23 protein-coding genes and 2 tRNA genes are annotated in these 23,306 nt (G+C 67.0%); 17 read left to right on the top strand and 8 right to left on the bottom strand.

Going from position 1 to position 23,306, the window contains the following annotated elements; genetic code table 11:
• Positions 1-143: 143 nt before the first annotated feature.
• The 4 genes from NUV79_RS06655 (at position 144) to NUV79_RS06640 (ending at position 1,301) form a co-directional block, all read left to right on the top strand.
• Positions 144-626, top strand: a complete 483-nt coding sequence (locus NUV79_RS06655) for a DUF192 domain-containing protein (RefSeq protein ID WP_374678917.1) — start codon at positions 144-146, stop codon at positions 624-626.
• A 112-nt stretch (positions 627-738) separates the two neighbouring features.
• Positions 739-815: transfer RNA gene (locus tag NUV79_RS06650), tRNA-Pro, on the top strand.
• A gap of 72 nt (positions 816-887) precedes the next feature.
• Positions 888-1,193, top strand: a complete 306-nt coding sequence (locus tag NUV79_RS06645; RefSeq protein WP_257732276.1) for an ETC complex I subunit — start codon at positions 888-890, stop codon at positions 1,191-1,193.
• A gap of 31 nt (positions 1,194-1,224) precedes the next feature.
• Positions 1,225-1,301, top strand: a tRNA-Arg gene (locus tag NUV79_RS06640).
• A gap of 414 nt (positions 1,302-1,715) precedes the next feature.
• Here NUV79_RS06640 and NUV79_RS06635 read toward each other — a convergent pair.
• Both NUV79_RS06635 and NUV79_RS06630 read right to left on the bottom strand, forming a co-directional pair.
• On the bottom strand, positions 1,716-3,389 hold the full coding sequence (locus tag NUV79_RS06635; protein ID WP_257732275.1) for an ABC transporter permease: 1,674 nt from the start codon (positions 3,387-3,389) through the stop codon (positions 1,716-1,718).
• Positions 3,386-4,429, bottom strand: coding sequence for an ABC transporter ATP-binding protein (locus tag NUV79_RS06630; RefSeq protein WP_257732274.1), 1,044 nt, complete (start codon positions 4,427-4,429; stop codon positions 3,386-3,388). The genes NUV79_RS06635 and NUV79_RS06630 overlap by 4 nt, the downstream gene beginning before the upstream one ends.
• 111 nt (positions 4,430-4,540) lie before the next feature.
• Between NUV79_RS06630 and NUV79_RS06625 the strand changes: the two genes are divergently transcribed.
• Positions 4,541-5,527 (top strand): extracellular solute-binding protein, encoded by a 987-nt coding sequence (locus NUV79_RS06625; protein WP_257732273.1) that lies wholly within the window; start codon positions 4,541-4,543, stop codon positions 5,525-5,527.
• A gap of 43 nt (positions 5,528-5,570) precedes the next feature.
• On the top strand, positions 5,571-6,581 hold the full coding sequence (locus NUV79_RS06620; RefSeq protein ID WP_257732272.1) for a hypothetical protein: 1,011 nt from the start codon (positions 5,571-5,573) through the stop codon (positions 6,579-6,581).
• Positions 6,582-6,583: 2 nt separating this feature from the next.
• Here the strand turns inward: NUV79_RS06620 and NUV79_RS06615 are convergent, their stop codons facing one another.
• Positions 6,584-6,874: a hypothetical protein gene (locus NUV79_RS06615; protein ID WP_257732271.1), complete on the bottom strand. Its 291-nt coding sequence runs from the start codon at positions 6,872-6,874 to the stop codon at positions 6,584-6,586.
• A 103-nt stretch (positions 6,875-6,977) separates the two neighbouring features.
• On the opposite strand from NUV79_RS06615, the gene NUV79_RS06610 reads away from it, so the two are divergent.
• The 4 genes from NUV79_RS06610 (at position 6,978) to NUV79_RS06595 (ending at position 10,332) form a co-directional block, all read left to right on the top strand.
• Positions 6,978-7,235, top strand: a complete 258-nt coding sequence (locus NUV79_RS06610; protein ID WP_257732270.1) for a hypothetical protein — start codon at positions 6,978-6,980, stop codon at positions 7,233-7,235.
• A gap of 218 nt (positions 7,236-7,453) precedes the next feature.
• Complete coding sequence (locus NUV79_RS06605; RefSeq protein ID WP_257732269.1) at positions 7,454-9,151, top strand: ArnT family glycosyltransferase; 1,698 nt, start codon at positions 7,454-7,456, stop codon at positions 9,149-9,151.
• A gap of 93 nt (positions 9,152-9,244) precedes the next feature.
• Positions 9,245-9,988 carry a glycosyltransferase family 2 protein gene (locus tag NUV79_RS06600; RefSeq protein WP_257732268.1) on the top strand — a complete coding sequence of 248 codons (744 nt, stop codon included), beginning with the start codon at positions 9,245-9,247 and terminating at the stop codon, positions 9,986-9,988.
• Complete coding sequence (locus tag NUV79_RS06595) at positions 9,988-10,332, top strand: lipid-A-disaccharide synthase N-terminal domain-containing protein (RefSeq protein ID WP_257732267.1); 345 nt, start codon at positions 9,988-9,990, stop codon at positions 10,330-10,332. The genes NUV79_RS06600 and NUV79_RS06595 overlap by 1 nt, the downstream gene beginning before the upstream one ends.
• Positions 10,333-10,437: 105 nt before the next feature.
• On the opposite strand, the gene NUV79_RS06590 is transcribed toward NUV79_RS06595, so the two are convergent.
• Complete coding sequence (locus NUV79_RS06590) at positions 10,438-13,884, bottom strand: hypothetical protein (protein WP_257732266.1); 3,447 nt, start codon at positions 13,882-13,884, stop codon at positions 10,438-10,440.
• 202 nt (positions 13,885-14,086) lie between these two features.
• On the opposite strand from NUV79_RS06590, the gene NUV79_RS06585 reads away from it, so the two are divergent.
• Entirely contained in the window at positions 14,087-14,626 is a 540-nt protein-coding gene (locus tag NUV79_RS06585) for a hypothetical protein (protein WP_257732265.1), read from the top strand.
• A gap of 12 nt (positions 14,627-14,638) precedes the next feature.
• Here NUV79_RS06585 and NUV79_RS06580 read toward each other — a convergent pair whose 3' ends face one another.
• Genes NUV79_RS06580 through fliL form a run of 4 tightly spaced genes read right to left on the bottom strand, consistent with a single transcriptional unit; the run spans position 14,639 to position 17,559 of the window.
• Positions 14,639-15,424 (bottom strand): MotE family protein, encoded by a 786-nt coding sequence (locus NUV79_RS06580; RefSeq protein WP_257732264.1) that lies wholly within the window; start codon positions 15,422-15,424, stop codon positions 14,639-14,641.
• A complete protein-coding gene (locus NUV79_RS06575) occupies positions 15,421-15,876 on the bottom strand; it encodes a DUF6468 domain-containing protein (protein ID WP_257732263.1) in 456 nt (151 codons plus the stop codon). The genes NUV79_RS06580 and NUV79_RS06575 overlap by 4 nt, the downstream gene beginning before the upstream one ends.
• 9 nt (positions 15,877-15,885) lie before the next feature.
• A complete protein-coding gene (fliM, locus tag NUV79_RS06570; protein WP_374678913.1) occupies positions 15,886-17,013 on the bottom strand; it encodes a flagellar motor switch protein FliM in 1,128 nt (375 codons plus the stop codon).
• Positions 17,014-17,055: 42 nt separating this feature from the next.
• On the bottom strand, positions 17,056-17,559 hold the full coding sequence (gene fliL, locus NUV79_RS06565) for a flagellar basal body-associated protein FliL (protein WP_257732262.1): 504 nt from the start codon (positions 17,557-17,559) through the stop codon (positions 17,056-17,058).
• 286 nt (positions 17,560-17,845) lie between these two features.
• Between fliL and flgF the strand changes: the two genes are divergently transcribed.
• The 6 genes from flgF (at position 17,846) to NUV79_RS06535 (ending at position 23,289) form a co-directional block, all read left to right on the top strand.
• Complete coding sequence (gene flgF / locus NUV79_RS06560; RefSeq protein WP_257732261.1) at positions 17,846-18,589, top strand: flagellar basal-body rod protein FlgF; 744 nt, start codon at positions 17,846-17,848, stop codon at positions 18,587-18,589.
• 21 nt (positions 18,590-18,610) lie between these two features.
• The gene (gene flgG / locus NUV79_RS06555) at positions 18,611-19,402 is read left to right on the top strand and encodes a flagellar basal-body rod protein FlgG (protein ID WP_257732260.1); all 792 of its coding nucleotides are present in this window, start codon (positions 18,611-18,613) and stop codon (positions 19,400-19,402) included.
• Between the two features lie 14 nt (positions 19,403-19,416).
• Positions 19,417-20,463: a flagellar basal body P-ring formation chaperone FlgA gene (gene flgA, locus NUV79_RS06550; RefSeq protein WP_257732259.1), complete on the top strand. Its 1,047-nt coding sequence runs from the start codon at positions 19,417-19,419 to the stop codon at positions 20,461-20,463.
• 18 nt (positions 20,464-20,481) lie between these two features.
• Positions 20,482-21,234: a flagellar basal body L-ring protein FlgH gene (gene flgH / locus NUV79_RS06545; protein WP_257732258.1), complete on the top strand. Its 753-nt coding sequence runs from the start codon at positions 20,482-20,484 to the stop codon at positions 21,232-21,234.
• Positions 21,235-21,611: 377 nt separating this feature from the next.
• On the top strand, positions 21,612-22,064 hold the full coding sequence (locus tag NUV79_RS06540; RefSeq protein ID WP_257732257.1) for a hypothetical protein: 453 nt from the start codon (positions 21,612-21,614) through the stop codon (positions 22,062-22,064).
• Positions 22,057-23,289 carry an HlyD family secretion protein gene (locus tag NUV79_RS06535; RefSeq protein WP_257732256.1) on the top strand — a complete coding sequence of 411 codons (1,233 nt, stop codon included), beginning with the start codon at positions 22,057-22,059 and terminating at the stop codon, positions 23,287-23,289. The genes NUV79_RS06540 and NUV79_RS06535 overlap by 8 nt, the downstream gene beginning before the upstream one ends.
• Positions 23,290-23,306: the final 17 nt, after the last annotated feature.

Genomic DNA, 23,306 nt, shown 5'->3' with positions numbered 1-23,306 from the left:
GCCAAGCTAGGCTGCGTAGCATCCCGCATTCATATGATGACGAAAGGCTTGACCGAAAGGCGGCGAACGCGGCCATCTGCCGAAGATTTGCCATCGGCCGCTCCTAGAGGACGAAAGCCATGGCCGCCACGGAGTCCAAAGCGATGCATGCCGTCAGAACCGCTCTCGCCGCTGTCATGCTGGCGCTGATCGCACTCGCCCCGGCCGGATTGCAGGCGCAGGGCCAGCCGGCCGCGGCCGCAGCGGCGGGCCTCGAAACGCTCGTCATCGTCAGCGGCGGCACGCGCCATGCCTTCCAGGTCGAGGTGATGCGCACGCCGGACCAGCGGGCCAAGGGCCTGATGTTCCGCAACTACATGCCAGCCGATCGCGGCATGTTGTTCGATTTCGCCGCCACCGAGCCGGTGGCGATGTGGATGCAGAACACCTACATCTCTCTCGACATGCTGTTCATCCGGGCGGACGGCACGATCGCGCGCATCGCCGAGCGCACCGAGCCGCTTTCGACGCGCACGATTCCCTCGGGCGAGCCGGTGCTCTCCGTGCTGGAGATCAATGGTGGCGTCAGCAAGCAGCTCGGCATCAAGGCGGGCGACAAGGTGGAGCACGCCCTGTTCAAGCGCTGACGAAGGCGGCAGCCACCATATCGCTACACAGACTTGGTTTCGCGCGATTGGCTTTCGCTTGCGGTTTCAGCCTGTGGCATGATAGCGAACCGCAACGTTTGAGATGCCTCGTCGGGGTATAGCGCAGCCCGGTAGCGCATCTGCTTTGGGAGCAGAGGGTCCCAGGTTCGAATCCTGGTGCCCCGACCATCATCTCAAGCGGTGTACATGAAGCGGTTCGCGTCGCGGACTGCACAGGTTTGGTGACGGCAGAGCGCTTTCATGACCGCACGCATCTATCGCCCGGCCCGCACGGCCATGCAGTCCGGCACGGCCAAGACCGAGCGCTGGCTGCTCGAATACGAGCCGGAGGCGCCGCGCCAGATCGAGCCGCTGATGGGCTGGACCTCGTCCTCGGACATGAAGAGCCAGCTCAAGCTCTGGTTCGACAGCGAGGCCGACGCCGTCGCCTATGCCACGCGCAACGGCATCGCCTATCGCGTCGAGCAGCCCAACGAGGCCAAGCGCCGCACGGTTTCCTATTCCGACAATTTCAAGTTCACGCGCGTCGGTCAGTGGACGCATTGAAGCCGACAGGCGGGGGCGCTCCCTCGCTTTCGGGCCCGTAGCTCAGATGGATAGAGCAGCAGCCTTCTAAGCTGCTGGTCGCAGGTTCGAATCCTGCCGGGCTCGCCATTTTTCCTCCTGTAATGAAGCTGGAACAGCATCCGCCTTGGCTGTTCCGAAACTGCCAAGCAAGCAGCTACCCGGGCTTGCCTCCCTCCAGACCAGAGGCGGTCACGTTTTCGCCAGCCTGACGGACCAGCCTCCCCGGCATGCGGAAAACAATCGCTCTCACACTTGCATTGCTCTCTGCCGGCTGCGCCGGCCAGAGCGATCGTCGCTCGCAAGACGAAGCCAATTGCGACAGCTATGGCTTCGTCCGCGGAACGGATGGCTACGCGAACTGCCTGATGACGGCAGACCGCGACTGGAAACGGGATCAGGACAGACGGGTGGAACGCTCCGGCGGAGCGATCTACCCGGAATAGCAAGCGGCTCCTCTGATCATTCCCTCGAGGATGCGACGGGCCGCGTTGCAGATCGCGCCTAGAGCAACGCGCGTTCGTCGCGGCCCAGCAGGCGGAAGGCCAGGTAGATCGCGGTGCCGCTGAGCACGAGCAGGATCGTCGAGAGCGACGCGGCCGTGCCGTAATCGCCGTCGTTGATCGCGATGTAGATCTTGACCGGCATCGTGATCGTCCCGCCGACATAGAGCACGAGCGACGACGAGAGCTCGTTGACCGCGGTCACGAAGGACAGCATCGCGCCGGCGACGATGCCCGGCAGGATCAGCGGGATCGTGACCTTCATGAAGGCCTGGACCGGGCTGTAGCCGAGCGAGATCGCCGCTTCCTCCATGCTCGGCCCGACCTGCCGCAGCGCCGCCGCCGAGGATCGCACCGCATAAGGCAGGCGGCGGATGAAGACGGAGAGGATGATGATCGCGGCCGTGCCGGTCATCACCAGCGGAGGCGTGTTGAAGGCCGCGATGAAGGCGACGCCGACGACGATGCCCGGCATGACATAGGGCACCATCAGGGTCGCATCGAGCAGCGAGCTCTGCGCGGTGTTGCGCCTGGCGACGAGGCAGCCGATCAGCGTGCCGATGACGACGATCAGCAGCACCGAGACGCCGGAGAAGACGAGCGAGTTGCGCACGACATCGCCCAGCGTGGCGATGATGCGGCTGTAGCTTTCGAGGCCGAAGCCGGGCTGGAACACCGGGCCGTTCGTCTTCCTGACCGAGTAGATCGCGGCGATGATCGCCGGCATCGCGCCGCCCAGAGCGATGAAATAGACGGCAGCATGGGCGGCGACATTGGCGAAGCCACTGAGCTGGATCTTCTCCGGCCGGTTGATCAGGTTGCTGTGATAGACGTTGCGCCGCGACATGTAGCGCTGGATGAAGACGAAGATCATCGACATCAGGATCAGCACGAGGCTCAGCGTCGTCGCCATGCCGAGATTGGAGCCGATCTCGGCGGAATAGGCGGTGTAGGCTTCGGTCGCGAGCACGTTGAAGCCGCGTCCGAGCAGGCGCGGCGTGCCGAAATCGGCGATCGCATGGATCAGCGCCAGCAGGCCACCGGCCGAGAGCGCCGGCAGGACCAGCGGGAACGAGATCTTCAGCACGCGCTGGAACGGCGTCAGCCCGAGATTCTCCGCTGCTTCCTCCAGCGAGCGGTTGATGTTGGCAAGCGCGCCCGAGGTCAGCAGGTAGACATAAGGGTAGAACTTGAAGGCGAAGACGATGAGGATGCCCCAGACGCCGTAGATCGGCGGCATGAAGATGCCCCAGCTCATCAGGGTCTGCCGGACGATACCGCCCGAGCCGAACAGCACGATCCAGGAATAGGCGCCGATGAAGGGCGGCGAGACCAACGCGAGGATCGCCATCATCGAGACGAAGCGGCCGCCCTTGATCCGGAGGCGCGCCATACAGAACGCCATGACCGAGCCGAGCAGCAGCGCGCCGGCCAGCCCGCCGAAGCCGACGATCAGCGTGTTGATGAGCGCGTTGAAGTAGCGCGTGCTGGTGAACAGCCGCTGCCAGTTTGCCAGGGTCAGCGCACCGCTCTCGTCGCGGAAGCTGGAGACCAGCACGAGGCCGAGCGGGATGAGCAGCAGCACGATCAGGATCGCCCAGGCTCCGACCGCGACGAGCGTCCAGAAATCCGGGCGCCAGCCGATGCGCCTTGCCGGGGCGGCGACCGCGCTCATGCCGCAAGCTCCGTCTGGAGACGCCGGCCTGCGGCGTCGAAAGCGTGCAGATCAGCCCGGTCGAAGCCGAGCCTGATCTCACGTCCTGCCTCGATGACGAGATCCGGGGGAGGGGCGGCGATCTGCGCGACGAGCCGGTGCCCCAGCGCCTTCACCGTGAGATGGGCCTCGCGGCCGAGATAGGTGAAATGCTCGACGAGGCCGGTGATGGCGGAGGCGCCGTGCTCGGCATCTCCTGCCTCGGCGAGGCGCAGGCGCTCCGGCCGCAGGGCCCATTGCGCTACGCCCGGCACATCCGGCAGCCCGAAAGTGGCGGGCTTGAGCAAGTTCATGGTTCCGACGAAGGAGGCGACGAAGCGCGTCGCCGGCTGGCCGTAAATCTGCTGCGGCGTACCGATCTGCTCGATCGAGCCGCCATCCATCACGCAGATCCGGTCGGAAATGGCGAGCGCCTCCTCCTGATCATGGGTGACGTAGATCGCGGCGATGCCGATCGTCCGCTGGATGTCGCGGATCTCGTCGCGCAGGTCGAGCCGGAGCTTGGCGTCGAGATTGGAGAGCGGCTCGTCCATCAGCAGCAGGCGCGGCTTCACCACCATCGCCCGGGCGATGCCGATGCGCTGCTGCTGGCCACCCGAGAGCGCAGCCGGCAAGCGCTCGGACAGTGCGGAGAGGCGGACGGTCGCCAGCGCCTCGGCGACGCGGTCGCGGATCTCGGAGGCGGCGACCTTGCGCGCCTTGAGGCCGAAGGCGACATTCTCGGCGACGGTCAGATGCGGGAAGATCGCGTAATCCTGGAAGACCATGCCGATATCGCGCCTGTGCGGCGGCACAGCCAGCAGATCGGTGCCGTCGAGCGAGACCTTGCCCTCCGACAATTGCGAGAAGCCCGCGATCGATCGCAGCAAGGTCGTCTTGCCGCAGCCGGACGGGCCGAGCAGCGTGAAGAACTCCCCTTGGGCGACGGAAAAGGACACGCCGTTCAATGCCGTCGTAGCCCCGTAGCGCTTGATCGCGCCTTCGACGTTCAAATAAGCCATGCCGGCAAAGAATCTCCCCTTTCCTCTAGTTGCGCATGGCCGCGATTGGACGGCAAGATGGCTCATTACCGTCGGCACAGATCGACGCCCTGGGAGAGGACCTTGAACATCATGACGTCACGTAACATCTGGGTCGGGCGCATCCTGCTGGCCGCGGGGCTTCTGGGTGTCGCCGGAGCGGCCCACGCTGCCGACAACAAGGTCGTGCTCTACACCGCCCACAAATCCTCGATCGTGCAGAAGATGATTCCGCTTTTCGAGGCGGAGACCGGAATCAAGGCCGAGGTCGTGCAGCTCGGTTCCGGCGATGTCTTCCGCCGTGCCCGTGCCGAGGCCGCCGCGCCGAAAGCCGACGTGATCTGGAGCGTCACCGGCTCGCTGCTGGGCGAGAACGCCGACCTGCTCGCGCCCTACGCGCCGAAGGACCAGGGCGCCATCGACGAGCGCTTCGTCAGCAACCCGGCCTGGACGCCCTACACGACCGTCATCTACGTGCTGATGGTCAATAACCGCATGGTCAAGGAAGCCGATATCCCGAAGACCTGGGCTGCGCTCTCCGACCCGAAATGGAAGGGCAAGGTCGCCTCGGCCCGCGTCGACAATTCCGGCTCCGCCTTCCAGCAGATGACGACGGTTCTGACCGCCGGCGGCGACAAGGGCTGGGAGAATTATGGCAAGCTCGCCAAGAATTTCGTCTTCTCCGACAGCTCCGGCGCCGTGCCGCGCTTCGTCGCAGATGGCGAGGCGCCGCTCGGCCTGACGCTCGAGGACAACGCGCTCGAATATGTCGCCGGCGGCGCGCCGGTGAAGATCTCCTATATCGAGGACGGCACGACGACCTCGCCCGACGGCGTGGCGATGCTGAAGGGCGCGCCCAATCCGGAGCCGGCGAAGCGCTTCATCGACTGGGCCCTGTCGAAGAAGACGCAGGAGGCGCTGGTCAAGGAAGCCGGCCGCCGCTCGGTGCGCAAGGACGTCGCCGCGCCGGGCGATGTGAAGCCGCTCTCCGAACTGACCCTGGTCAAGCTCAAGTCCGTCGAGGAGCTCGGCGGTACCAAGACCTTGATCGAGAAGTGGCGCCAGGTGACCGGCAACTGACAGGGACGACGGGCTACGCTGACAGCCGGACACGACGACGACCATGCAGATCGAATGCTTCAGCCTCGGCAAGCGCTTCGCCAGCCCCGAGGAGAACGAGGACAGCGTCGTCATCCTGCCCGGCCGCGGCTATGCCGTGATCGACGGAGTGACCGACCGCAGCGGGCGCCGCTTCGGCGCCATGCGGGCCGGGCGCTTCGCCTCCGTCCTCGTGGCGACGGCGGTCACCCGCTTCCTGCTCGACGAGGACCTGAGCGTTCGCGGCGGGCCGGAGCGCGTGAGCAGACTGGTCCAGGCCTTAGGCGATGCGCTGCGCGGGGGCTACGCAGCGCACGGCCTGCTGGACAAAGCTTCCGCCGATCCCGCTTTCCGGATCGGCTGCACGCTGGCGCTGGGCTATCATGACGGCCCGGTGTTGCAACTGGTCTCGATCGGCGATTCCGGCATTCGGCTCGGCGGGAAGGCGCTGGGGACGATTCGCCATGTCGAAGAGAAGCCGCTCGACCGGGTGACGGCGCTGATCCGGCGTGAATGCTGGGCGCATCTAGGCAGGGTACGGGCCGATCCGCTGCCGCAGCGTGCGATCTCGGACGATGCGGTCTGGAACGGCTTGCGCGAACCGCCGGCCGGGCTGGGCGCCGAGGCCTGCGCCACGATCAGGGCGCATGTGCTGTGGCTCTGCGAGGAGGAGATGCCGAGGATCGACCGGGCCGAGATCGAGCGGCTGGTCGATAGCGGCATCAGCGGCCAGCGCGCCTTCTCCAATCACCCGACGAGCGATCTCGGCTATGGCGTGCTCGACGGTTTCGCCATCGCCGATCGGCATGTCTTCACGGCCGACTATCCAGCGGCCGAGGTCGCGACGTTCGAATTATTCAGCGACGGGTATTTCGCCGAGCCCGACGCCTTCGGTGTCGCCGCATGGGAAGCGAGCTTCGCCGAGGTCGAGCGGATCGACCCCGACAAGATCGGTCCCTATGCCAGCGTGAAGGGCTCCGGGGTCGACAGCTGGACCGACGACCGGACCTATCTCGGAATCGCCTTTGATCGCTGAGATCAGTCTTCGCGGCCCCAGTTCCGCAATTTGCGGATCGTGGCGGCGGGGTCGCGCGGGCGCAGCCTCCAAAGATTCCTGCTCAGGCTGACGAGCGCAAACAGCACGAAGCTCGGCAGGGCGAGGACGACCGGCACCGTCAGCAGGCCCATCGCGCAGCCGCCGGAATCGCCGGGGCTGCCGCATTTCGGGTCGAACAGCATCAGCGCAAAGACCCAGATCAGGCCCAGAAGCGGGCCGACGGCGAGGCCGATAAGGCCTGCCAGCAATGCCTTGGTCAGCAGGCGCCCCATCCGAGCCTTCCCCCATCCGCGCTGAGCATAGCCTGGCTTTCGCCCGACGGAACAGGCGCCGGCTTGCCACGTTGTGAGAGCGGGGGAAACGCGGAGAGCAACCATGTCGCGGTTCGTTGCCATCGCCGCCCTCGCGGCGGCTCTTTCGTCCCCGGCCTTGGCCGAGCCCGGTTTCGTCAAGACGGCCAGCCTTCCGGTGCTGGGGTCCGCCTACATGATCAGTCCCAGGGCGGCCTGTGAATTGCCGATCAGCTTGTTGGTTCCGGCGGAGCCTGTGGCCTCGACGCCAGAGCGTGCCATGACCCTGTCGCCGCGTATGGTCCAGGCGATCCGTATCGACAACAAGGCGTCGATTGACTGACGAAGCCCGGACTTCGTGGCAGCTGAGGGCGCTCGGCTACATCGCAATCCATGACCGTAGCCAAGCTCTCCGCATCGGCTGCATGGCTCTTCGGTGCTTGCCGACCTCCGCCCGGCAGCGTAAACCCCGCGCGGCACCGCCTTGATCGTGCCTGAATGGCCCGCCATCGGGCGGCAGCCGGCATTCCGGATAGTTGCGGCCGGCAGCCGCGGGGATGAATGATGTTTGCGCTCACGCCAGCGATCGACCGCCTCAAGGAAGCGGCCTCGGCCAGCCATCTGCGGGCTTGCATCTTCCTGCTGCTGTTGTCGTTCGCCGCCTTCCTGCCCGGATACAGCACGCTCCAGCCGCTCGATCGCGACGAGCCGCGCTTCGCGCAGGCGAGCAAGCAGATGCTGGAGACCGGCGATTTCGTCGATATCCGCTTTCAGGATGAGGCGCGCCACAAGAAGCCGGTCGGCATCTACTGGCTGCAGAGCGCGGCGGTGAAGGCCGGAGAAGCGCTCGGCGTTCCTGAGGCGCGCACGCAGATCTGGCTCTATCGCATTCCCTCGCTCATCGGCGCGACCGCGACCGTGCTACTGACCTATTGGGCGCTGCTCGCCTTCCTGTCTCCGCCGCTCGCCCTGCTTGGCGGCGCGTTGATGGCGGCCGCTGTGTTGCTCGGCGTCGAGGCGCGCATCGCCAAGACCGATGCGTTGCTGGCTGCCTGCGCCGTTGCGACCATGGGCGCGCTGGCGCGCACCTGGCTCGACTGGACGCGCTCGCTCGCCTTCGTGCCGGACCGGCGCAACTGGCTGGTGTTCTGGGGCGCGACCGCGCTCGGCCTGCTGATCAAGGGCCCGATCGTGCCGATGGTCTGGGGCCTTGCCATCCTCGTGCTGAGCGCGAGCCAGCGCTCCTTCCGCTGGCTGAAGCCGCTGCGCTTCGGCGCCGGCATCCTGCTCTGCCTCGTGGTCGCGCTGCCCTGGTTCGCGGCGATCATGATCAAGACCGGCGGCAGCTTCTTCGCCGACAGCGTCGGCCAGGACATGCTGGGCAAGGTCGCCGAGGGGCAGGAGAAGCATTGGGGACCGCCCGGGCTCTATCTCGTCGTCTTCTTCGCGACCTACTGGCCTGCGGCGGCCTTCGCGGCGATGGCGGTGCCCTTCGCCTGGGTGCGTCGCAAGGAGCCGCAGATCCTGTTCCTGATCGCCTGGATCGTGCCGTCCTGGCTGGTGTTCGAGGCGGTGCCGACCAAGCTGCCGCATTACGTGCTGCCGCTCTATCCTGCGATCACTGCGCTCTTGCTGCTCGCCGTGCTGAATGGCGGGATCAACCGCTACCGGCGCGGCGCGGTGCTGACTGCCTGCCTCGTCGTGATCGTACCGCTGGCGCTGATGGGCGCGATCCTGTTCGGCAACTGGACGCTCGACCGGGCCGTGCCCTGGATCGCGCTGCCGTTCTTCGCGCTGGTCCTGCTCATGGGCATCAGCGTCATCGCGGCTTTCCGGAGGCAGGATTTCGAGGGCGCGCTCTGGCGCTGCGTGCCGGCGAGCCTGCTCCTGACCATCGCGGTCTACCCCCTCGCCATCGAGAGCCTGCGCTCGCTGAAGCTGTCGCCGCGGCTGGCCGAGACGGTCAGGGCCGTCGGCTGCGCCGATCCGGCCGTGCTGACGCTGGGCTATCGCGAGCCTAGCCTGGTCTTCCTGACCGGTACGAAGCTCGCGATGGCAGCGAGCGGTGCCGACGCGGCAGCCTTCCTCAACCAGCCCGGCTGCCGCGTCGCCTTCGTCGAGCGTCGCTTCGCCGATGATTTCAAGGGCGCGCTGGCGAGCCAGAGCGTCAAGCCGCGGCTCGTGACCACAATCAACGGCTTCAACCTGAATGGCGGGCGCAGGCTGGAGATCGCCGTCTTCGCCAACTCGCCCGGCTGAGATCCATTGCGCTTGAAACCCTTCTGCGCGAAACCCTTGCCCTCTCGGCTAAGCTGACGCAGTTTGCGGGCCGTTTTTCCGGATGATGTCCCTTTGACCGAAACCTCTTCCCATCCGCTGCTCAGCGTCGTCGTGCCCGTGCGCAACGAGGTCGGCAACATCGCGCCGCTCGTCGCCGATATCGAGAAGGCCTGCGCCGCGATCGGCGCGTTCGAGGTCGTCTATGTCAATGACGGCTCGACCGACGGCACGGCCGCCGCGCTGGCCGAACTCGCCGCGACGCGGCCGTGGCTGCGCGTCGTCACCCATGTCCAGTCCTGCGGCCAGAGCGCGGCGGTGCGCAGCGGCGTGCGCCATGCCCGCTCGGCGATCGTCGCGACGCTCGATGGCGACGGCCAGAACGATCCGGCGTTCCTGCCGGAGATGGTCGAGGCCCTGCAGAAGGCCGGGCTCCAGGCCGGGATGGTGCAGGGGCAGCGTGTCGGGCGCAAGGATACCGGCTTCAAGCGCTGGCAGTCCAAGATCGCCAACGGCGTCCGCGTGCGCGTGCTGAAGGACGACACGCGCGATACCGGCTGCGGGCTGAAATGCTTCCGCCGCGAGGCCTATCTCGCCCTGCCGTATTTCGATGCGTTGCATCGCTTCATGCCGGCGCTGATGGCGCGCGAGGGCCACAAGGTGCTGCATGTCGACGTGCGCGACCGGCCGCGGCTGACCGGCGTCTCGAATTACGGCTTCTTCGACCGGGTCTGGGTGGGTATCCTCGACCTCGCCGGCGTGTGGTGGCTGATCCGGCGGCGCAAGCGCGTGCCCCAGATCGTCTCGGAGACGATGTGATGCTCATCGACCTGCAGCAGACCATCGGCAATTATTTCCACGACGTCTTCGTCAACAATATCGATTGGTGGGTCCTGCTCGGCGTCGTCGCGCAGGGGCTCTTCACCATGCGCTTCGTGGTGCAGTGGCTGGCGAGCGAGAAGGCCGGGCGCTCGGTCGTGCCGATGACCTTCTGGTGGTTCTCGATCGGCGGCGGCGCCCTGCTGCTGATGTATGCGCTCTACCGGCGCGATCCGGTGTTCATCCTCGGCCAGGGCTTCGGCGTCTTCGTCTATATCCGCAACCTGCAATTCGTCCTGCGCGCCAGGGCGCGCGGAGAGGACACGAATTCCGGGCCGGGCTAGGCGCTAGAGGATCGGACTGAATGTCGTATTCAGTCCGATCCTCTAGCTCTTTGATCTTGCATCGGCTTTGCCCGAAAACCGCACTCCGTTTTTCGGGCCGATGCTCTAGCTCCGCGAGGGCGGCGCCGCAGGCTCTGCTGCTGCGCCGTCGGCGGGCGAAGGCAGCTTGTCGGCGGCAGGTGCCTGCGGCTTGCGCATCGGCGCCGCATAAGCCGGGTAGCGCTCGCGATAGGCCTTCAGGAACTCCGAGAGCGTGTCGGCATTCGCGGTGGCGCGCGCCATCTCGCGGATGTCGGCGGCGCGCGTCCGGTCCGCCCCGGTGATGAAGGCGAAGGTGCGGGCATCGGCGCCGCGGGCCATCTTCGGCGCGAACTTGCTGCGCAGCCGGTCGAGCGACAGGTTCTCGCTCCCCATCACATAGGAGACGCCGGCGCGCATCACATCGGCGCGCTCGCTGTCGCCGAGCGTGCCGTCGCCGCGCCAGCTCTCGCCGAGCAGGCGTTCATAGGCCTCACCCGCCTCGCGCCAGCGGCGCCCGGTCCAGTAGATGTCGGCACGCAGCCGGTCGATCTCGGGGCCGCGCTCGGCCTCCAGCATCTCGAGCGCCTGATCGGTACGCGAGAGGTCCGAGAGCGCCTTGGCTTCGAGCAACAGGCGGGCGCGCTTGACGTCGGCCGGCAGTTCGACGAGGCGCGTCGTGTGGAGCGCGCGCACTGCATCGGCGGGCTTGCCGCTCATCAGGTTGATCATGGCAAGCCGCGCCGCGACCGTGGAGCGCGCCGCGCCGCTGAGGCGCCGGTCCATCTGGTATTTCAGGATCTCGGCCGCCTGGTCGAGCAGGTCGAGCTCCACCAACCGGTCGGCGAGCAGGCGGGTGATCTCGTCGCCGCGCCGGCCGATCGGCAGGAATTCCTTGAAATCGTAGAACAGTGCCAGCGTCTCGATGCGCGGCAGCTTGCCGAGGCCGGAGCCGCTGAACAATTCGGCGAAGCGCTGCGCCGTCTCGTCATGCATGCGGTGGGTCAGCGGGTCCTCGGTGAAGTTCTCGTTGGCCCGGCGCGCGACCATGAAGGCATCCCGCCAGCGCTGCTGGTCGGCATAGAGCCGGCTGAGCTCGGCCAGCGCCTCTATCTCCAGCCGGCCGCCGCGCCAGATGACGGAGACCGTCTCCAGCCGGGCGATCGCCTCGTCGACCTTGATGTCGGTGCGCTTCTCGGCATCGGCAAGCTTGACGGCGCGCAACTGTGCCTCGGCGGCGATCGGACGGCTCTTGGCCTCGAAGAGCGCCTTGTAGCCGTTCATCGCTGCTTCCGGACGCCCGCCGATATCGTCGAGCCGGGCCTGCAGCAGGGCGAGATGCTCCTGGTCGAAGCTGCCACGCGGCATGTCCGCCAGCGCCTGAATCTGGCGTTCGGCCACGGCGATATCCTGCTGGGCCAGTGCGGCGCGCGCCGTTGCCTCGCGGAACAGGCCCTGGAGGTCTGCCGGGTACCGGTCGATGACGGCCTCGGCGCGGCGAAAGCCGACGAGCGCCTGCGCATTGCGGTTCAGGCGCTGCTCGACCAAGGCGCGCCACAGCCCGGTCTCGACGTCGTCCTTGATCGGGCCGGCATCGAAGGCCGCCAGCGCCTGCTGGTCGCGATGCATCCCGGTGGCGATGACGCCCTTGAGGAAGAGCGCCTCGCGGTTGCCGCGCATCGACCTGTCGTCGGCGAGCAGCACGTTCAGCGGGCCGGCCGCCTCGGGCATCAGGCCGTTGGCGGCATAGAAGCGGGCGAGCGCGAGCCGGGCTTCCGACTTGCGGCCGCGCGAGGCGTCGGTGACATCGAGCAGAAGGGCACGGGCGCGCTCGCCCGGGTTGCCGACGCGCAGCTCCGCCCAGGCCTCGCCATCGAGCAGCGGTGCGACTTTCTGCTTCTCGGCCTTGTCCTCGGCCTTACGGGCGGGTTCGCCGATGTCGAGCGAGACGTTGAGCCCGCCGCTGCGGCCGATACGGACCTGTTCGGTGCCGGCCCGCACGGCGACGTCGTCGGCATGCGCCTGGACGGCCAGGCCCTGCGCGGTCGGGAGCAGGCCGAATTCGACGAACTGGTAGGGCTTGGGCGTGAGCCGGGTTGGACCTGTCGCGGTCGCGACGGCGACGGGCAGGCCGGCGGGACCGGATTCGAGCCAGTGGATGCCGGTGAGGCCGGGAAGCGGCACGGCGACGATGGTCTGGCCGCGCTCGTCCATGCTGCGCTGAGGCTCGACCGGGACGACGGGACGCCCCGCATCCTCGCCGAGATCGAGCGACCAGGCCGGGCCATTGTCGAAGAGGCGTGCCAGCGGCTGGCCGGCCAGCTTGAGTTTCACGAGGGTGACCTTGCCCTCGCGGGTCACCGAGCTGTCCTCGATCAGCTTGGGCATCACCCCGGCGAGCTTCGCGGGATCGATGGTGTCGCGGGTGTCGAAGACCAGCGTCATCACGCCGCCATCGAGGAAGGCGGCGGCGCCCGTGGCACGGGTAAAGCGGAAGTCGAGGCGCTTGCCATCCGCGGTGATCGCGACCGGGCCAGGCGGTACTTCGGGAGCGGCTGGCGCGGCAGCCACGGCCTGGACCGGCGGTGTGGCCGGCTGCGCCAGCGACGCGGCAGCCGCGGGCTTTGCGGCAGGCTCGGCCGGCGGTGCGGCGGCCGGGGCAGGGGGCGTCGGCGCGGGCGGCTTCGTAAGCTCGACCAGCGATGGCGCTTCCTGCTTCACCGGGCGCAGCAGGTCGACGACCAGCCCGGTCTCGTCGTCGAAGCTGCGGACCTGCCAGTCCTTGGGCAGGGACAGGGTCAGGCTCAGCGCTTCCTTGCCGGCATCGAGGCCGGTGAGGTCGATATCGGTCGGCAGGGCGCTGCGGATCGCGCCGGCCTCGACATTCATCGGCCGGTCGAAGACCAGCTTCAGCGTGCCATCCGACAGGTTGCTGGTCAGCTTCGTCTCGGCAGGCGCCTTGAAGGTCAAACGATCCAGCGTCGGCAGGCTGGCCGAGTTCATCGTGAGCGTGGCCGGAGGGGCGGGAGACTGGCGCGCGGCCTCCTTGGCGCGGGCCTCGGCGAGACGCAGGCGCTCGGTGAGCTCGGCGATGGCTTCCGGTGGCGGGCCAGGCATCATGCCGGACCAGTTCTGAGGCAGCAGGTCGATGAAGGCCTTGTCGCCGGCCTCGATCAGGTTGGCCTTGTAGGATTGGGTCAGCGCGAAGCGCATGCCGCGCCCGTCGGGATCGACGCGGGCGACGGAGACGTAGTTCGGCAACTCGCGGGCGATGCGCGCGACATCGACCTGGACCTGGCCGCCGAAGGCGACGATCAGCACGCCGTTGGCGACGCGGACGCGGGTCTGGATCGGCTCGTCGAAGGTCAGGGACAGGCGGCCGAAGCCGGCCGGCATGGCTTCGCCGCGCAGGCTCGCGCCGGCCGCCAGGGCAGGCGTCTCCAGGCCGGCGGCGAGCGCAAGAGCGGCCAGCCCGATACCGAAGGCGAGGGAGCGCGACAGACGCAAACCGTGATACTCGACCCAACGCGACACTGGACCTCGCCGCGTCCGGAGATCGCAGCGGCCCTTCGGCACGCTAGCGCGTCAACCATAATGCGGTGTTAACGCGACGCTTCCGAGGCCAGCACCGGCGGACGGAGAACAGGGTTTGTTTGCCATCATTCCGGGTCGCTTTTGTCGGTATCCGCGGCATCGGCTAGGCTTCTCCGGCTGCATCCGTTGCCGATGAGGCCGCATGTCGACCTTGAGCCAGATCGCGCTCTTCGTTCCGGCCTTCATGATGATGGTCGCGCTCTGCACTTGTTTCCAGCGGCGACGCGCCCAGCATAGCGGCGACTGGAGCTATCTGACGCCGGGACCCTTTTCCTGGCTGGGCATGGTCTGCGGTGTGGTTGTGTCTGCCGTCGGGACCCTCGTCGCAGCGGCAGGCAAGGTGCCTGCTCCGATCGCTGCCTTATTCGTGCTGGTAACGCTGGTACTGGCGCTTCACATCATCATCGAGCGCGTGCGCTGGAACGGCGAGCGGGTCGAGCGCCGGACGATGTTCCTGCAGGAGCGGCGCCTGTCATGGAACGAGCTGTCGTATCTTGGAGTGGAGCTGTCGGGCTACTACTGGATTTCCGGCTTCGGCGGCCCCCGCATCCGGTTCTCGCCCTATGACAACGGCTTCGACCAGCTCATGGCGAAGGTCGCGCGCCATCTCCCTGACGATGCACCGCCAGCCGAAACGGTGCCGAAGCTGGAATTCGCAATCGCCCGGATCAAGGCGCGCTGAGGCGCGGCCGGCTCAGCGCTGCGGCGCGATCGCCGGGAGTTCGTTGCCGGGCAGGGGGGCTTCGTTCGTCACGCGCTCGATGGTTGCACCGCGTCCACTGGTCGCCAGAGCGACGGTGAGCTTCTCGGCGCGGTCGGGCGCCATCGCCGCCAGAACTTCCGACATCTTGCGCGGGTTCATCTGCTGGACGACCGGCACCAGCACGTCGAGGCCGAGGCGGTCGAAGACGCGCGCAGCGTCCTTCGGCTTCATCGCTTCGTACATGATGACAAGGTTCTTGATCGCCTTGGCTTCCTCGACGGCAACCTTGGCGGCGCCCTGGCCGCCGGCCTTCTCCTCAAGCGCCTTGAGATCGCCGACGCGACCGTCGAGCTTCTTCTCGGCGGAGTTCAGCAGGCGCTCGCGCATTTCCAGCTCGCGCATCCGGCCTTCCAGCTCCTCGCGCCGCTCGCCGAGGCGTTCCAGGATCGCCTTCTCGGCGGGGGAGACCGGCTGGGCCGTGCCGTTGATGATGCCGGCCTTGTTGTTGGGATTGGCGGCGCGGGCGGCTTCGGCCTTGGCCTCGGCCTCCTTCTTCTCCTGTTCCTTCTTCGGATCAGGAGCAGGCACGGAGCCGGTCGTTTCCGGATCGAAGACGGCGCGCGCGATGTTCTTGCCGGCAGGCGCCTGCGCCATCAGCGGCAGGGAGGCCGGGATGTGGCCGGGGATCGGCTCCGCCGTCCAGGCAAGCAGCTTCAGCGCCAGGAGACCCATGGCGCCGAGAATCACTGCCGGCAGGAGGCGGGGCCGTTCGATCACGCAGCCTGTTCCTCGAGGCGACGGGCGGCGCGCGCGCGGATGGCGGCGGCCGATTGAGCCGCGCTCTCAAGGCGCGAGACGGGGGCTGGCATGGCAGGGGCCTCGACCGGGGCTTCCTTGGCGCCGACCAGGGTCGCGGCGCTGACGATCTGACCGATACGCTCCATCACCGCCTGGCCGGCCTCGACCTGGGCGGCGAGATCGGCGGCGTAACGCTCGGCGGTGCGCAGGCGCTCCTCCAGGGTGCGGTCGCAATCGCCCAGCGTCGACTTGAGGCCGGCAATGGCGCGCTCGGCGTTATCGGTCGCGGTGATCAGCGCGCCGACGGTCTGGCGCATGCCGGCCTCGTCCGCCTTCAGGCGCTCGATGCGCTTGGTCAGGATGAAGCAGGTGATGATGGTGGCGACGAGAAGCGAGGCAACAAGCACGTCGGCGATGAGGTTGATCGTCATATGTCCTCTTCAGGCGGTGGCGCCGAGATGGCTGGCGAGGCTGTCGAAGGCAGCGATGGTGGTTTTGGAGCGACGCAAGGGGCTGACGACCTGCACGGCGATCTTGTCGTCGACCCGGCCGATCCGGCCCTCGGTGACGATGAAGTCGCCGCAACGCAGCGAGACGGTGGAGTCCGGGCGAGCGTCGAACATCAGGGTGTCGCCGATCTCCAGCTTCATGACGCGCTTCAGCGGCAGTTGTGTCTCGTGCAGCACGCAGGTGACGTCGACATCGGCCTGCCAGACCTCTGTCGCGAGATGGTTCTCCCAGGTCGGATCGCGGCCGAGCTTCTCACCCATGAAGCTTTCGAGCAGCAATTCACGGATCGGCTCGATCGTGGCGTAGGGCAGCAGCAGGTGCAGCGCGCCGCCGCGGCCTTCCATGTCGAACTTGAGCTCGACGCGGATCGCGGCATTGGCGGGGCGGGAAATCGAGACGAAGCGCGGATTGGATTCGACGCGGTCGACATTGAAGCGCACCGGCGAGAGCGGCTTGAAGGCGGCCTCGGCATCGCTCAGCACGAGCTCGATGACGCGCCGGACCATCCGGATCTCGATGGAGGTAAAGGGGCGGCCGTCGATGCGTGGCGCCGGCTGGCCGCGCTTGCCGCCGAACATGGCGTCGAGGACGGAGTAGATCAGCGCGGACTCGATGGTGATGAGGCCGAAATTGTCCCATTCCTCGGCCTTGAAGACCGAGAGCAAGGCCGGCTGCGAGATCGAGTTGATGTAATCGCCGAAGCGGACCGAGCGGATGCTCTCCAGCGTGACCTCGACATTGTCCGTGAAGAAGTTGCGCAGGCTCGTCGACAGTAGGCGCACCAGACGCTCGAAGATGATCTCGAGCATCGGCAGACGCTCGTAGGCGACCGAGCCGGAATCGACGATCGCCTGGATGCCGTTGCGGGACGCGCTGTCGTCGCCGCTGGAGAAACCGAGCATCGTGTCGATTTCTTCCTGCGACATCAGGCGGTCGGTGCCGCCTTCCTGTTCGCCATCCTCCTCGATGATGTCGGGCATCGTAGCCCAGCCGGCCGCCATCCCTTCCGGGGTCAGCGGCTCGTCGCTCGGCGTGTTCTTGTCGCGCTCGGTGCTCATCGTTCCGCCATCATCTCGGTGCGGTCAGGGCCGGAATCCGGCTCACTGCACCAGCAGTTCCTTGAACAGCACGGCGTCAACCTTGGCCGGATAGACGGTCAGGTTGACGCGGCGCAGCAGCTCTTCCTTCAGACGGTACATGCCGGCCGAGCCTTCGAGATCGGAGGGGCGCAGTTCGCGCATGAAGACCTGGAAGGCATCCTCGATGCGCGGCAGCAGCGGCTTGACCTGATCGGCCGCCTTCGCATCGGCGATTTCCAGCACCACCTTGATCTTCATGACCGGCTGGCGGTCCTGCTGGCCGCTGCTGGACATGCTGATCATCATGTCCTTCATGTCGAGGAAGGCGATGGGGTTCTTGGCCTTGGCCGCGGCTTCGGCGGCCGCGACCTGCTCGGGCGAGGGCTTCTTCAGGAAGAACCAGCCGCCACCGCCGGCCGCCGCCAGCAGCACGACGCCGCCGATGATGATGAAGAGCTTCTTCTTGCTCTTCGGCGCCTCTTCGCCGGCAGCGCCTTCCTCTTCCTTCTTGGCTTTCTTCGCCATGTCGTCACGCGCCCCGGGCCGTCGGGCCGCGTTCTGCCGCCCCTTGAGCCACCTTCCCCAATTACGGTTAACGCGTCGTTAAGGGCGGCAGAATTTGCCGGGCGTTTCTTGCCGCTCCAGCAGCTTGTGCCGGGGTGCGGCAGGGGGCGCCTTCATATGTATATTGAACAATATCAATATCTTGTCTGGATTAACCATGCTGGCACGACGCTTGCCGGTACTGGGCCGTGGCGACTGCGCTGGGGAGCGTCGAGGTTGCCGCGGGACATGATCGGGAGCCTTAGCCGTGGAGAACGCGCTTCTCATCGGCCTGTCGCGTCAGGTGGCTCTGGCGCGCGAGCTGGACGTCATCGCCAACAACATGGCGAATGTCGGCACCAATGGATTCAAGGCGCGCAGCGCGCGCTTCAACGAGTTCCTCATGCCTGGCGCGAAGGCCGATGCCTTCAAGCCGGCAGACCGGCCGCTGTCCTATGTCATCGACAAGGGCACGCCGCTCGACCTGTCGCAGGGCACGATCGAGATGACGGGCAACCCGCTCGACGTGGCGCTGAAGGGCGACAACTACCTCGTCGTGCAGACACCGAACGGCGAGCGCTATACCCGCGCCGGCTCCCTCAATATCGACCGGCAGGGCCGGCTCGTGACCCAGACTGGCCTGCCGGTGATGGGCGAGGCCGGGCCGATCGCCTTCGGTTCCAGCGAACATTCCATGCGCATCGCCGCCGACGGCACCGTGAGCAGCGACCAGGGCACGCGCGGCAAGCTGCGCCAGGTCCGCTTCGCCGATCCGGCGACGCTGGCAAACGAAGGCACGAACCTGTTCTCGTCCACGGTCGCTGCCCAGCCGGCCGGCCCGGAAGCGCGGCTGGAACCCGCTGCGATCGAGCGCTCCAACGTCAAGGCCGTGGTCGAACTGACCCGCCTGATGGAGGTGCAGCGCACCTACCAGAGCATCGCCAACATGATCAACAAATCCGATGAACTGCGCAGCCGGGCGATCTCGCGCCTGGCCGACCAGCAAGCCTGATAGCGGAAGGGAGCACGCACCATGCGCGCCATGCAGACAGCCGCGACCGGCATGATGGCCCAGGAGATGAACGTCCAGGTCATCTCCAACAACATCGCGAACGTCCGGACCACCGGCTACAAGCGCCAGCAGATCCACTTCCAGGATCTGCTCTACGAACATTTCCGGCGCGCCGGCTCGGCCACCTCCGACCAGAACACGCAGGCGCCTGCCGGCACCTTCATCGGCTCCGGCGTCAAGACGGTCTCGACCGGCCGCGTCATGACCCAGGGCAACATCACCCCGACCGAGAAGCCCTACGACCTCGCGATCCGCGGCGAAGGCTTCTTCCGGGTTCGCATGCCGGATGGCCGCACCACCTATAGCCGTGACGGCTCCTTCGACCTCGACTCTCAGGGCCAGATCGTCACCCGCGACGGTTATCAGGTCGAGCCCGGCATCACCGTGCCGAACAATGCCTCCAGCGTCAGCATCAACGCGCAGGGCATCGTCGAGGCGATGGTGCCCGGGCAGACCGCGCCGCAGCAGCTCGGCCAGATCCAGCTCGTGCGCTTCGTCAACAAGGTCGGCCTCGAGTCGATCGGCGACAACCTCTATGTCGAGACGGCCGCCTCGGGTCAGCCGATCGACGGCTTCGGCGGCGGCGAAGGCTTCGGCACGCTGCAGCAGAACTATCTCGAAGAGGGCAACGTCCAGGCGGTGACGGAGCTCTCCTCCCTGATCGCCGCGCAGCGCGCCTACGAGATGAACTCCAAGGTCATCACCGCCGCCGACCAGATGATGTCGGCGACGACCCAGATGTTCCGCGGCTAAGGGGGGTGAGCATCATGATCCGCCTCTCCCTGATTGCCCTGCTGCTCTCCGGCACCGCCGCTTTCGCCTCGCCACAGCAGGCCCAGCCCGCGCCGGTCGGGATGGCCTCGGCCGTCACGGCTCCGACTGCGGCAGCGCTGCCGTCCAAGCTGCAGCTGCGCCCCGAGATCAATCTCGCCCGCGATCTCGTCACCTTCGGCGATCTCATCCCCGGCCTTGCCGGCGAGGCAGCCGCGACCGCCGCCTTCCGGGCGCCCGCACTTGGCGAGACCGGTACCATCCAGGTTGCCCGCATCGTCGAGGCTGCCCGCTCGGCCGGTATCGTCCGCGATGCCAGCGAGATCCAGAGCCAGGGTTTCGCGCAGGTCGTGGTGACGCGGGCCGCGCGCCGCGTCACGGCGATGGACCTCGAAGCCGCGGTGAAGGCCGGGTTGCAGGAGCGCTTCGGCGTCGATGCCCGCATCTTCGCTCTGGCGATCGATGGCGGGGCGCCGAGCGTCGCCGTCGAGCCCGAGCTCAACGGCGACGTCGCGGTGGTCGATCTCTCCTTCGATGCCCGCTCCCGGCGCCTGCAGGCCCGGCTCGCGGTGCCCGGCAGCACGGCGATGCGGCTGAAGCCGCTGCGCATCTCCGGCCAGCTCGTCGAGACCATGGAGGTCGTGGTGCCCAAGCGCCTTATCGCCCGCGGCGAGACGCTCGGCAAGGACGACGTCACCGTCGAGCGCCGCCCGCGCGACGGGCAGGGCTCCGAGATCATCGGCGATGCCCGCGCCGCCATCGACAAGGTCGCGCGCCGTGCCCTGCTCGCCGGCGTGCCGCTGCGCGGCAGCGACGTCCAGCGCGAGGAGATCGTCGGCAAGGGCGATCTCGTCACGATCGTCTACGAGGCGCCGGGTCTCCTGATCACGCTGCGCGGCCGGGCCAACGAGGCCGGCGCGATGGGCGATGTCGTCTCCGTCACCAATCCCCAGTCCAAGCGCGTGCTGCAGGGCAAGGTCACCGGTGCCGGACGGGTTTCCGTCCAGCCGTCGACCGCCGGCCGCGTCGCCAGCGCCCAGTAAAGTTCCATGGGAAAAGCCATGTACGCCAACCGTTTCGCCAAGCTCTCCGGGCTTCTGCTGCTGACCGCCTCTCTCGGCGCCTGCGGCATCGGTGACCGCCTCGCCAATGTCGGTCAGGCGCCGACGTTGTCGCCGGTCGAGGACCCGACCGCCGCCAAGGGCTACAAGCCGGTGCAGATGCCGATGCCGGAGGTAGCGCATGCTTCCTACGCGCCGAATTCGCTCTGGCGCACCGGCTCGCGCGCCTTCTTCAAGGACCAGCGCGCCCGCAATGTCGGCGACCTCGTCACCGTCAAGGTCAAGGTCACCGACAAGGCCCAGCTGAACAACACGACCAAGCGCAGCCGCAAGAACGGCGAGGATTTCGGCGCCGAGAATACCTTCGGCTTCGAGAACAAGCTCGACGCCTACCTGCCCAACGGCGCCAAGGCCTCGTCGCTCCTGAAGCTGGATTCCGATGCGTCCAGCGAGGGCGCGGGCTCGGTCAACCGTTCCGAGACGCTGGCCACCAATGTCGCGGCGGTCGTCACCCAGAACCTGCCTAACGGCAATCTCGTGATCGAGGGCAAGCAGGAGATCCGCGTCAATTTCGAGATCCGCGAGCTGATCGTCGCCGGCGTGATCCGGCCTGAGGACATCGAGTCCGACAACACCATCGATTCGACCAAGATCGCCCAGGCCCGCATCGCCTATGGCGGCCGCGGCCAGATCACCGATGTCCAGCAGCCGCGCTACGGCCAGCAGGTGATGGATATCCTGCTGCCCTTCTGATCTCCCTTCACCGGAATCCCGGACGGCGCGGAACGCTCCCCCTTGTCTCCGCGCCGGACGGACGGCGGCCTCTCCCGAGCCGCCACCATCCCGGCCGCCCGCCACGCTCCCCAAGCTTTTTAGGCTGGCGGCCAAAAAGCCCCGCGTTCTCCCGACGCGGGGCTTTCCATGGTTCCTCAAAGCACGTCTTACTCTGAGATATGGGCTCCAGACGGCGGATTGCCCCTCGGCAACGCCTGTTCCAGATGGAATTGACGTTGGACATGTTGACCTAGGGAGATCCTTCCGCTGTCATAGCTCTCACCTGCTACCGCGCCGACATTCGATCGGTGTGGCGCCGCAGCACTGACTATGCCTCCGGCGACAGGAGTACCGTCATGACGGCAGCCGTTCACCCCGCCGCTCCGCATGCGCTCCCATCCTTCATCACCGCGCCGGGGGGAACGGACTACCTGATGGTGGTCGCGGCAATCATCCTCATCGGCGCGGTTCTGGGCATCGGGCTGCTTTTCCTGCGCCTGCACACCTTGCCCGAGCGGATGGCGCACAAGACGCACAAGATCCAGTTCGAGATCGTCGCCGTTCTCGGGTTGCTCGCGCTGTTCACGCATGTCCACGCCTTCTGGGTCGCCGGGCTGCTGCTCGCCCTGATCGACCTGCCTGACGTTCCAGGAATGTTCGGCCGGATGGCCGGCTCGCTGGAAAAAATGGCGGGCATCGAGCCGGGCCGGGGCGGGGATGCGGCATCGGACGCGGAGACTGCTGTCCCCACGCCGGACGGGAATGCGCCGTATGCGGGCGCCAGCGTCGAGGAGAAGAACCATGCTTGAGCTTCTCGTCTGCGCGCTCTTCACCCTCCTTCCCGATTATCTTTATCGCCGCTACGGCCAGGGCAAGCGGTTCGGCCGCGAGCTCACGCTCTATTCGGTCTGGTTCGAGCTGCGCTGGGGGCTCGTCACCTGCGTGATGCTGACGGTCGGCCTGATCACCGTGATCTTCTACAATCACCCGTCCACGACCAGCGCCACGGTCTTCTTCCGGACGGTGCCGATCGTGCCGGAGATCAATGGCCGCGTCGCGCAGGTCCATGTTGCTTACAGCGCGAAGATCGAAAAGGGCGCGCCGATCTTCACCCTCGACAGCAAGAGCCAGGAAGCTGCCGTCGAGGCCGCAAGGCGCAAGATCGCCGAGGTTGACGCGGCGCTGGCTGTCGCGAAGGCCGATATCCTCGCTTTTGACGGCAAGATTCAGGAGGCGAAGAGCGCGCTGCAGCAAGCCCTCGACGAATTGCAGACCAAGCGCGAGCTCAGGCAGCGCAATGAGAACGTCGTCGCCACCCGTGAGATCGAGCGGCTCGAGAACATCGTCGCTGGTCGCGAGGCCGCTGTCGCGTCGGCAACGGCCTCGCAGGCAGCCGCCCAGACGAAGATCGTGACTCTGCTGCCAGCCGAGCGTGCGAGCGCCGAGGCAGCTTTGGTTCAGGCCGAGGTGGAGTTGAGCAAGACCGTGGTGCGGGCCGGCTTCACCGGGCATGTCGAGCAGTTCTCGCTGCGGGCTGGAGACGTCGTCAACCCCTTCATGCGCCCGGCAGGCATCATCATTCCCGAAGAGGCGGGACGGGGCAGGATGCAGGCCGGCTTCGGCCAGATCGAGGCGCAGGTTATCAAGGTCGGCATGGTGGCCGAGGTGACTTGCATCTCGAAGCCCTGGGAAGTCATTCCGATGGTGGTGACGGGCGTGCAGGATTTCATCGCCGCGGGCCAGATCCGCAGCGGAGAGCAACTGGTCGACGCCCAGCAGGTGATCCGGCCGGGAACGATCCTCACCTATCTCGAACCGCTCTACCAGGGCGGGCTCGACGGCGTGACGCCGGGCAGCAGCTGCATCGCCAACGCCTATAGCAACAACCACGACATCATCGCCGCGAAGGAAACCAGCACGCTGCGCCGTATCGCGCTGCACGCCGTCGATGCGACCGGGCTGGTCCATGCCATGCTGCTGCGCATCCAGGCGCTTGTCCTGCCGGTCAAGACCCTCGTCTTCAGTGGTCACTGACGGCAGGCGGGGCCGAC

The sequence above is a fragment of the Allobosea sp. 47.2.35 genome (assembly GCF_024655635.1).
Lineage (GTDB): Bacteria > Pseudomonadota > Alphaproteobacteria > Rhizobiales > Beijerinckiaceae > Allobosea.
This window is presented reverse-complemented; position numbering and strand designations above follow the sequence as displayed.

Coding starts and splice junctions, on each gene's coding strand:
- NUV79_RS06655 (WP_374678917.1), top strand. CDS start 144: ATGCATGCCGTCAGAACCGCTCTCGCCGCTGTCATGCTGGCGCTGATC.
- NUV79_RS06645 (WP_257732276.1), top strand. CDS start 888: ATGACCGCACGCATCTATCGCCCGGCCCGCACGGCCATGCAGTCCGGC.
- NUV79_RS06635 (WP_257732275.1), bottom strand. CDS start 3,389: ATGAGCGCGGTCGCCGCCCCGGCAAGGCGCATCGGCTGGCGCCCGGAT.
- NUV79_RS06630 (WP_257732274.1), bottom strand. CDS start 4,429: ATGGCTTATTTGAACGTCGAAGGCGCGATCAAGCGCTACGGGGCTACG.
- NUV79_RS06625 (WP_257732273.1), top strand. CDS start 4,541: ATGACGTCACGTAACATCTGGGTCGGGCGCATCCTGCTGGCCGCGGGG.
- NUV79_RS06620 (WP_257732272.1), top strand. CDS start 5,571: ATGCAGATCGAATGCTTCAGCCTCGGCAAGCGCTTCGCCAGCCCCGAG.
- NUV79_RS06615 (WP_257732271.1), bottom strand. CDS start 6,874: ATGGGGCGCCTGCTGACCAAGGCATTGCTGGCAGGCCTTATCGGCCTC.
- NUV79_RS06610 (WP_257732270.1), top strand. CDS start 6,978: ATGTCGCGGTTCGTTGCCATCGCCGCCCTCGCGGCGGCTCTTTCGTCC.
- NUV79_RS06605 (WP_257732269.1), top strand. CDS start 7,454: ATGATGTTTGCGCTCACGCCAGCGATCGACCGCCTCAAGGAAGCGGCC.
- NUV79_RS06595 (WP_257732267.1), top strand. CDS start 9,988: ATGCTCATCGACCTGCAGCAGACCATCGGCAATTATTTCCACGACGTC.
- NUV79_RS06585 (WP_257732265.1), top strand. CDS start 14,087: ATGTCGACCTTGAGCCAGATCGCGCTCTTCGTTCCGGCCTTCATGATG.
- NUV79_RS06575 (WP_257732263.1), bottom strand. CDS start 15,876: ATGACGATCAACCTCATCGCCGACGTGCTTGTTGCCTCGCTTCTCGTC.
- fliM (WP_374678913.1), bottom strand. CDS start 17,013: ATGAGCACCGAGCGCGACAAGAACACGCCGAGCGACGAGCCGCTGACC.
- fliL (WP_257732262.1), bottom strand. CDS start 17,559: ATGGCGAAGAAAGCCAAGAAGGAAGAGGAAGGCGCTGCCGGCGAAGAG.
- flgG (WP_257732260.1), top strand. CDS start 18,611: ATGCGCGCCATGCAGACAGCCGCGACCGGCATGATGGCCCAGGAGATG.
- flgA (WP_257732259.1), top strand. CDS start 19,417: ATGATCCGCCTCTCCCTGATTGCCCTGCTGCTCTCCGGCACCGCCGCT.
- flgH (WP_257732258.1), top strand. CDS start 20,482: ATGTACGCCAACCGTTTCGCCAAGCTCTCCGGGCTTCTGCTGCTGACC.
- NUV79_RS06540 (WP_257732257.1), top strand. CDS start 21,612: ATGACGGCAGCCGTTCACCCCGCCGCTCCGCATGCGCTCCCATCCTTC.
- NUV79_RS06535 (WP_257732256.1), top strand. CDS start 22,057: ATGCTTGAGCTTCTCGTCTGCGCGCTCTTCACCCTCCTTCCCGATTAT.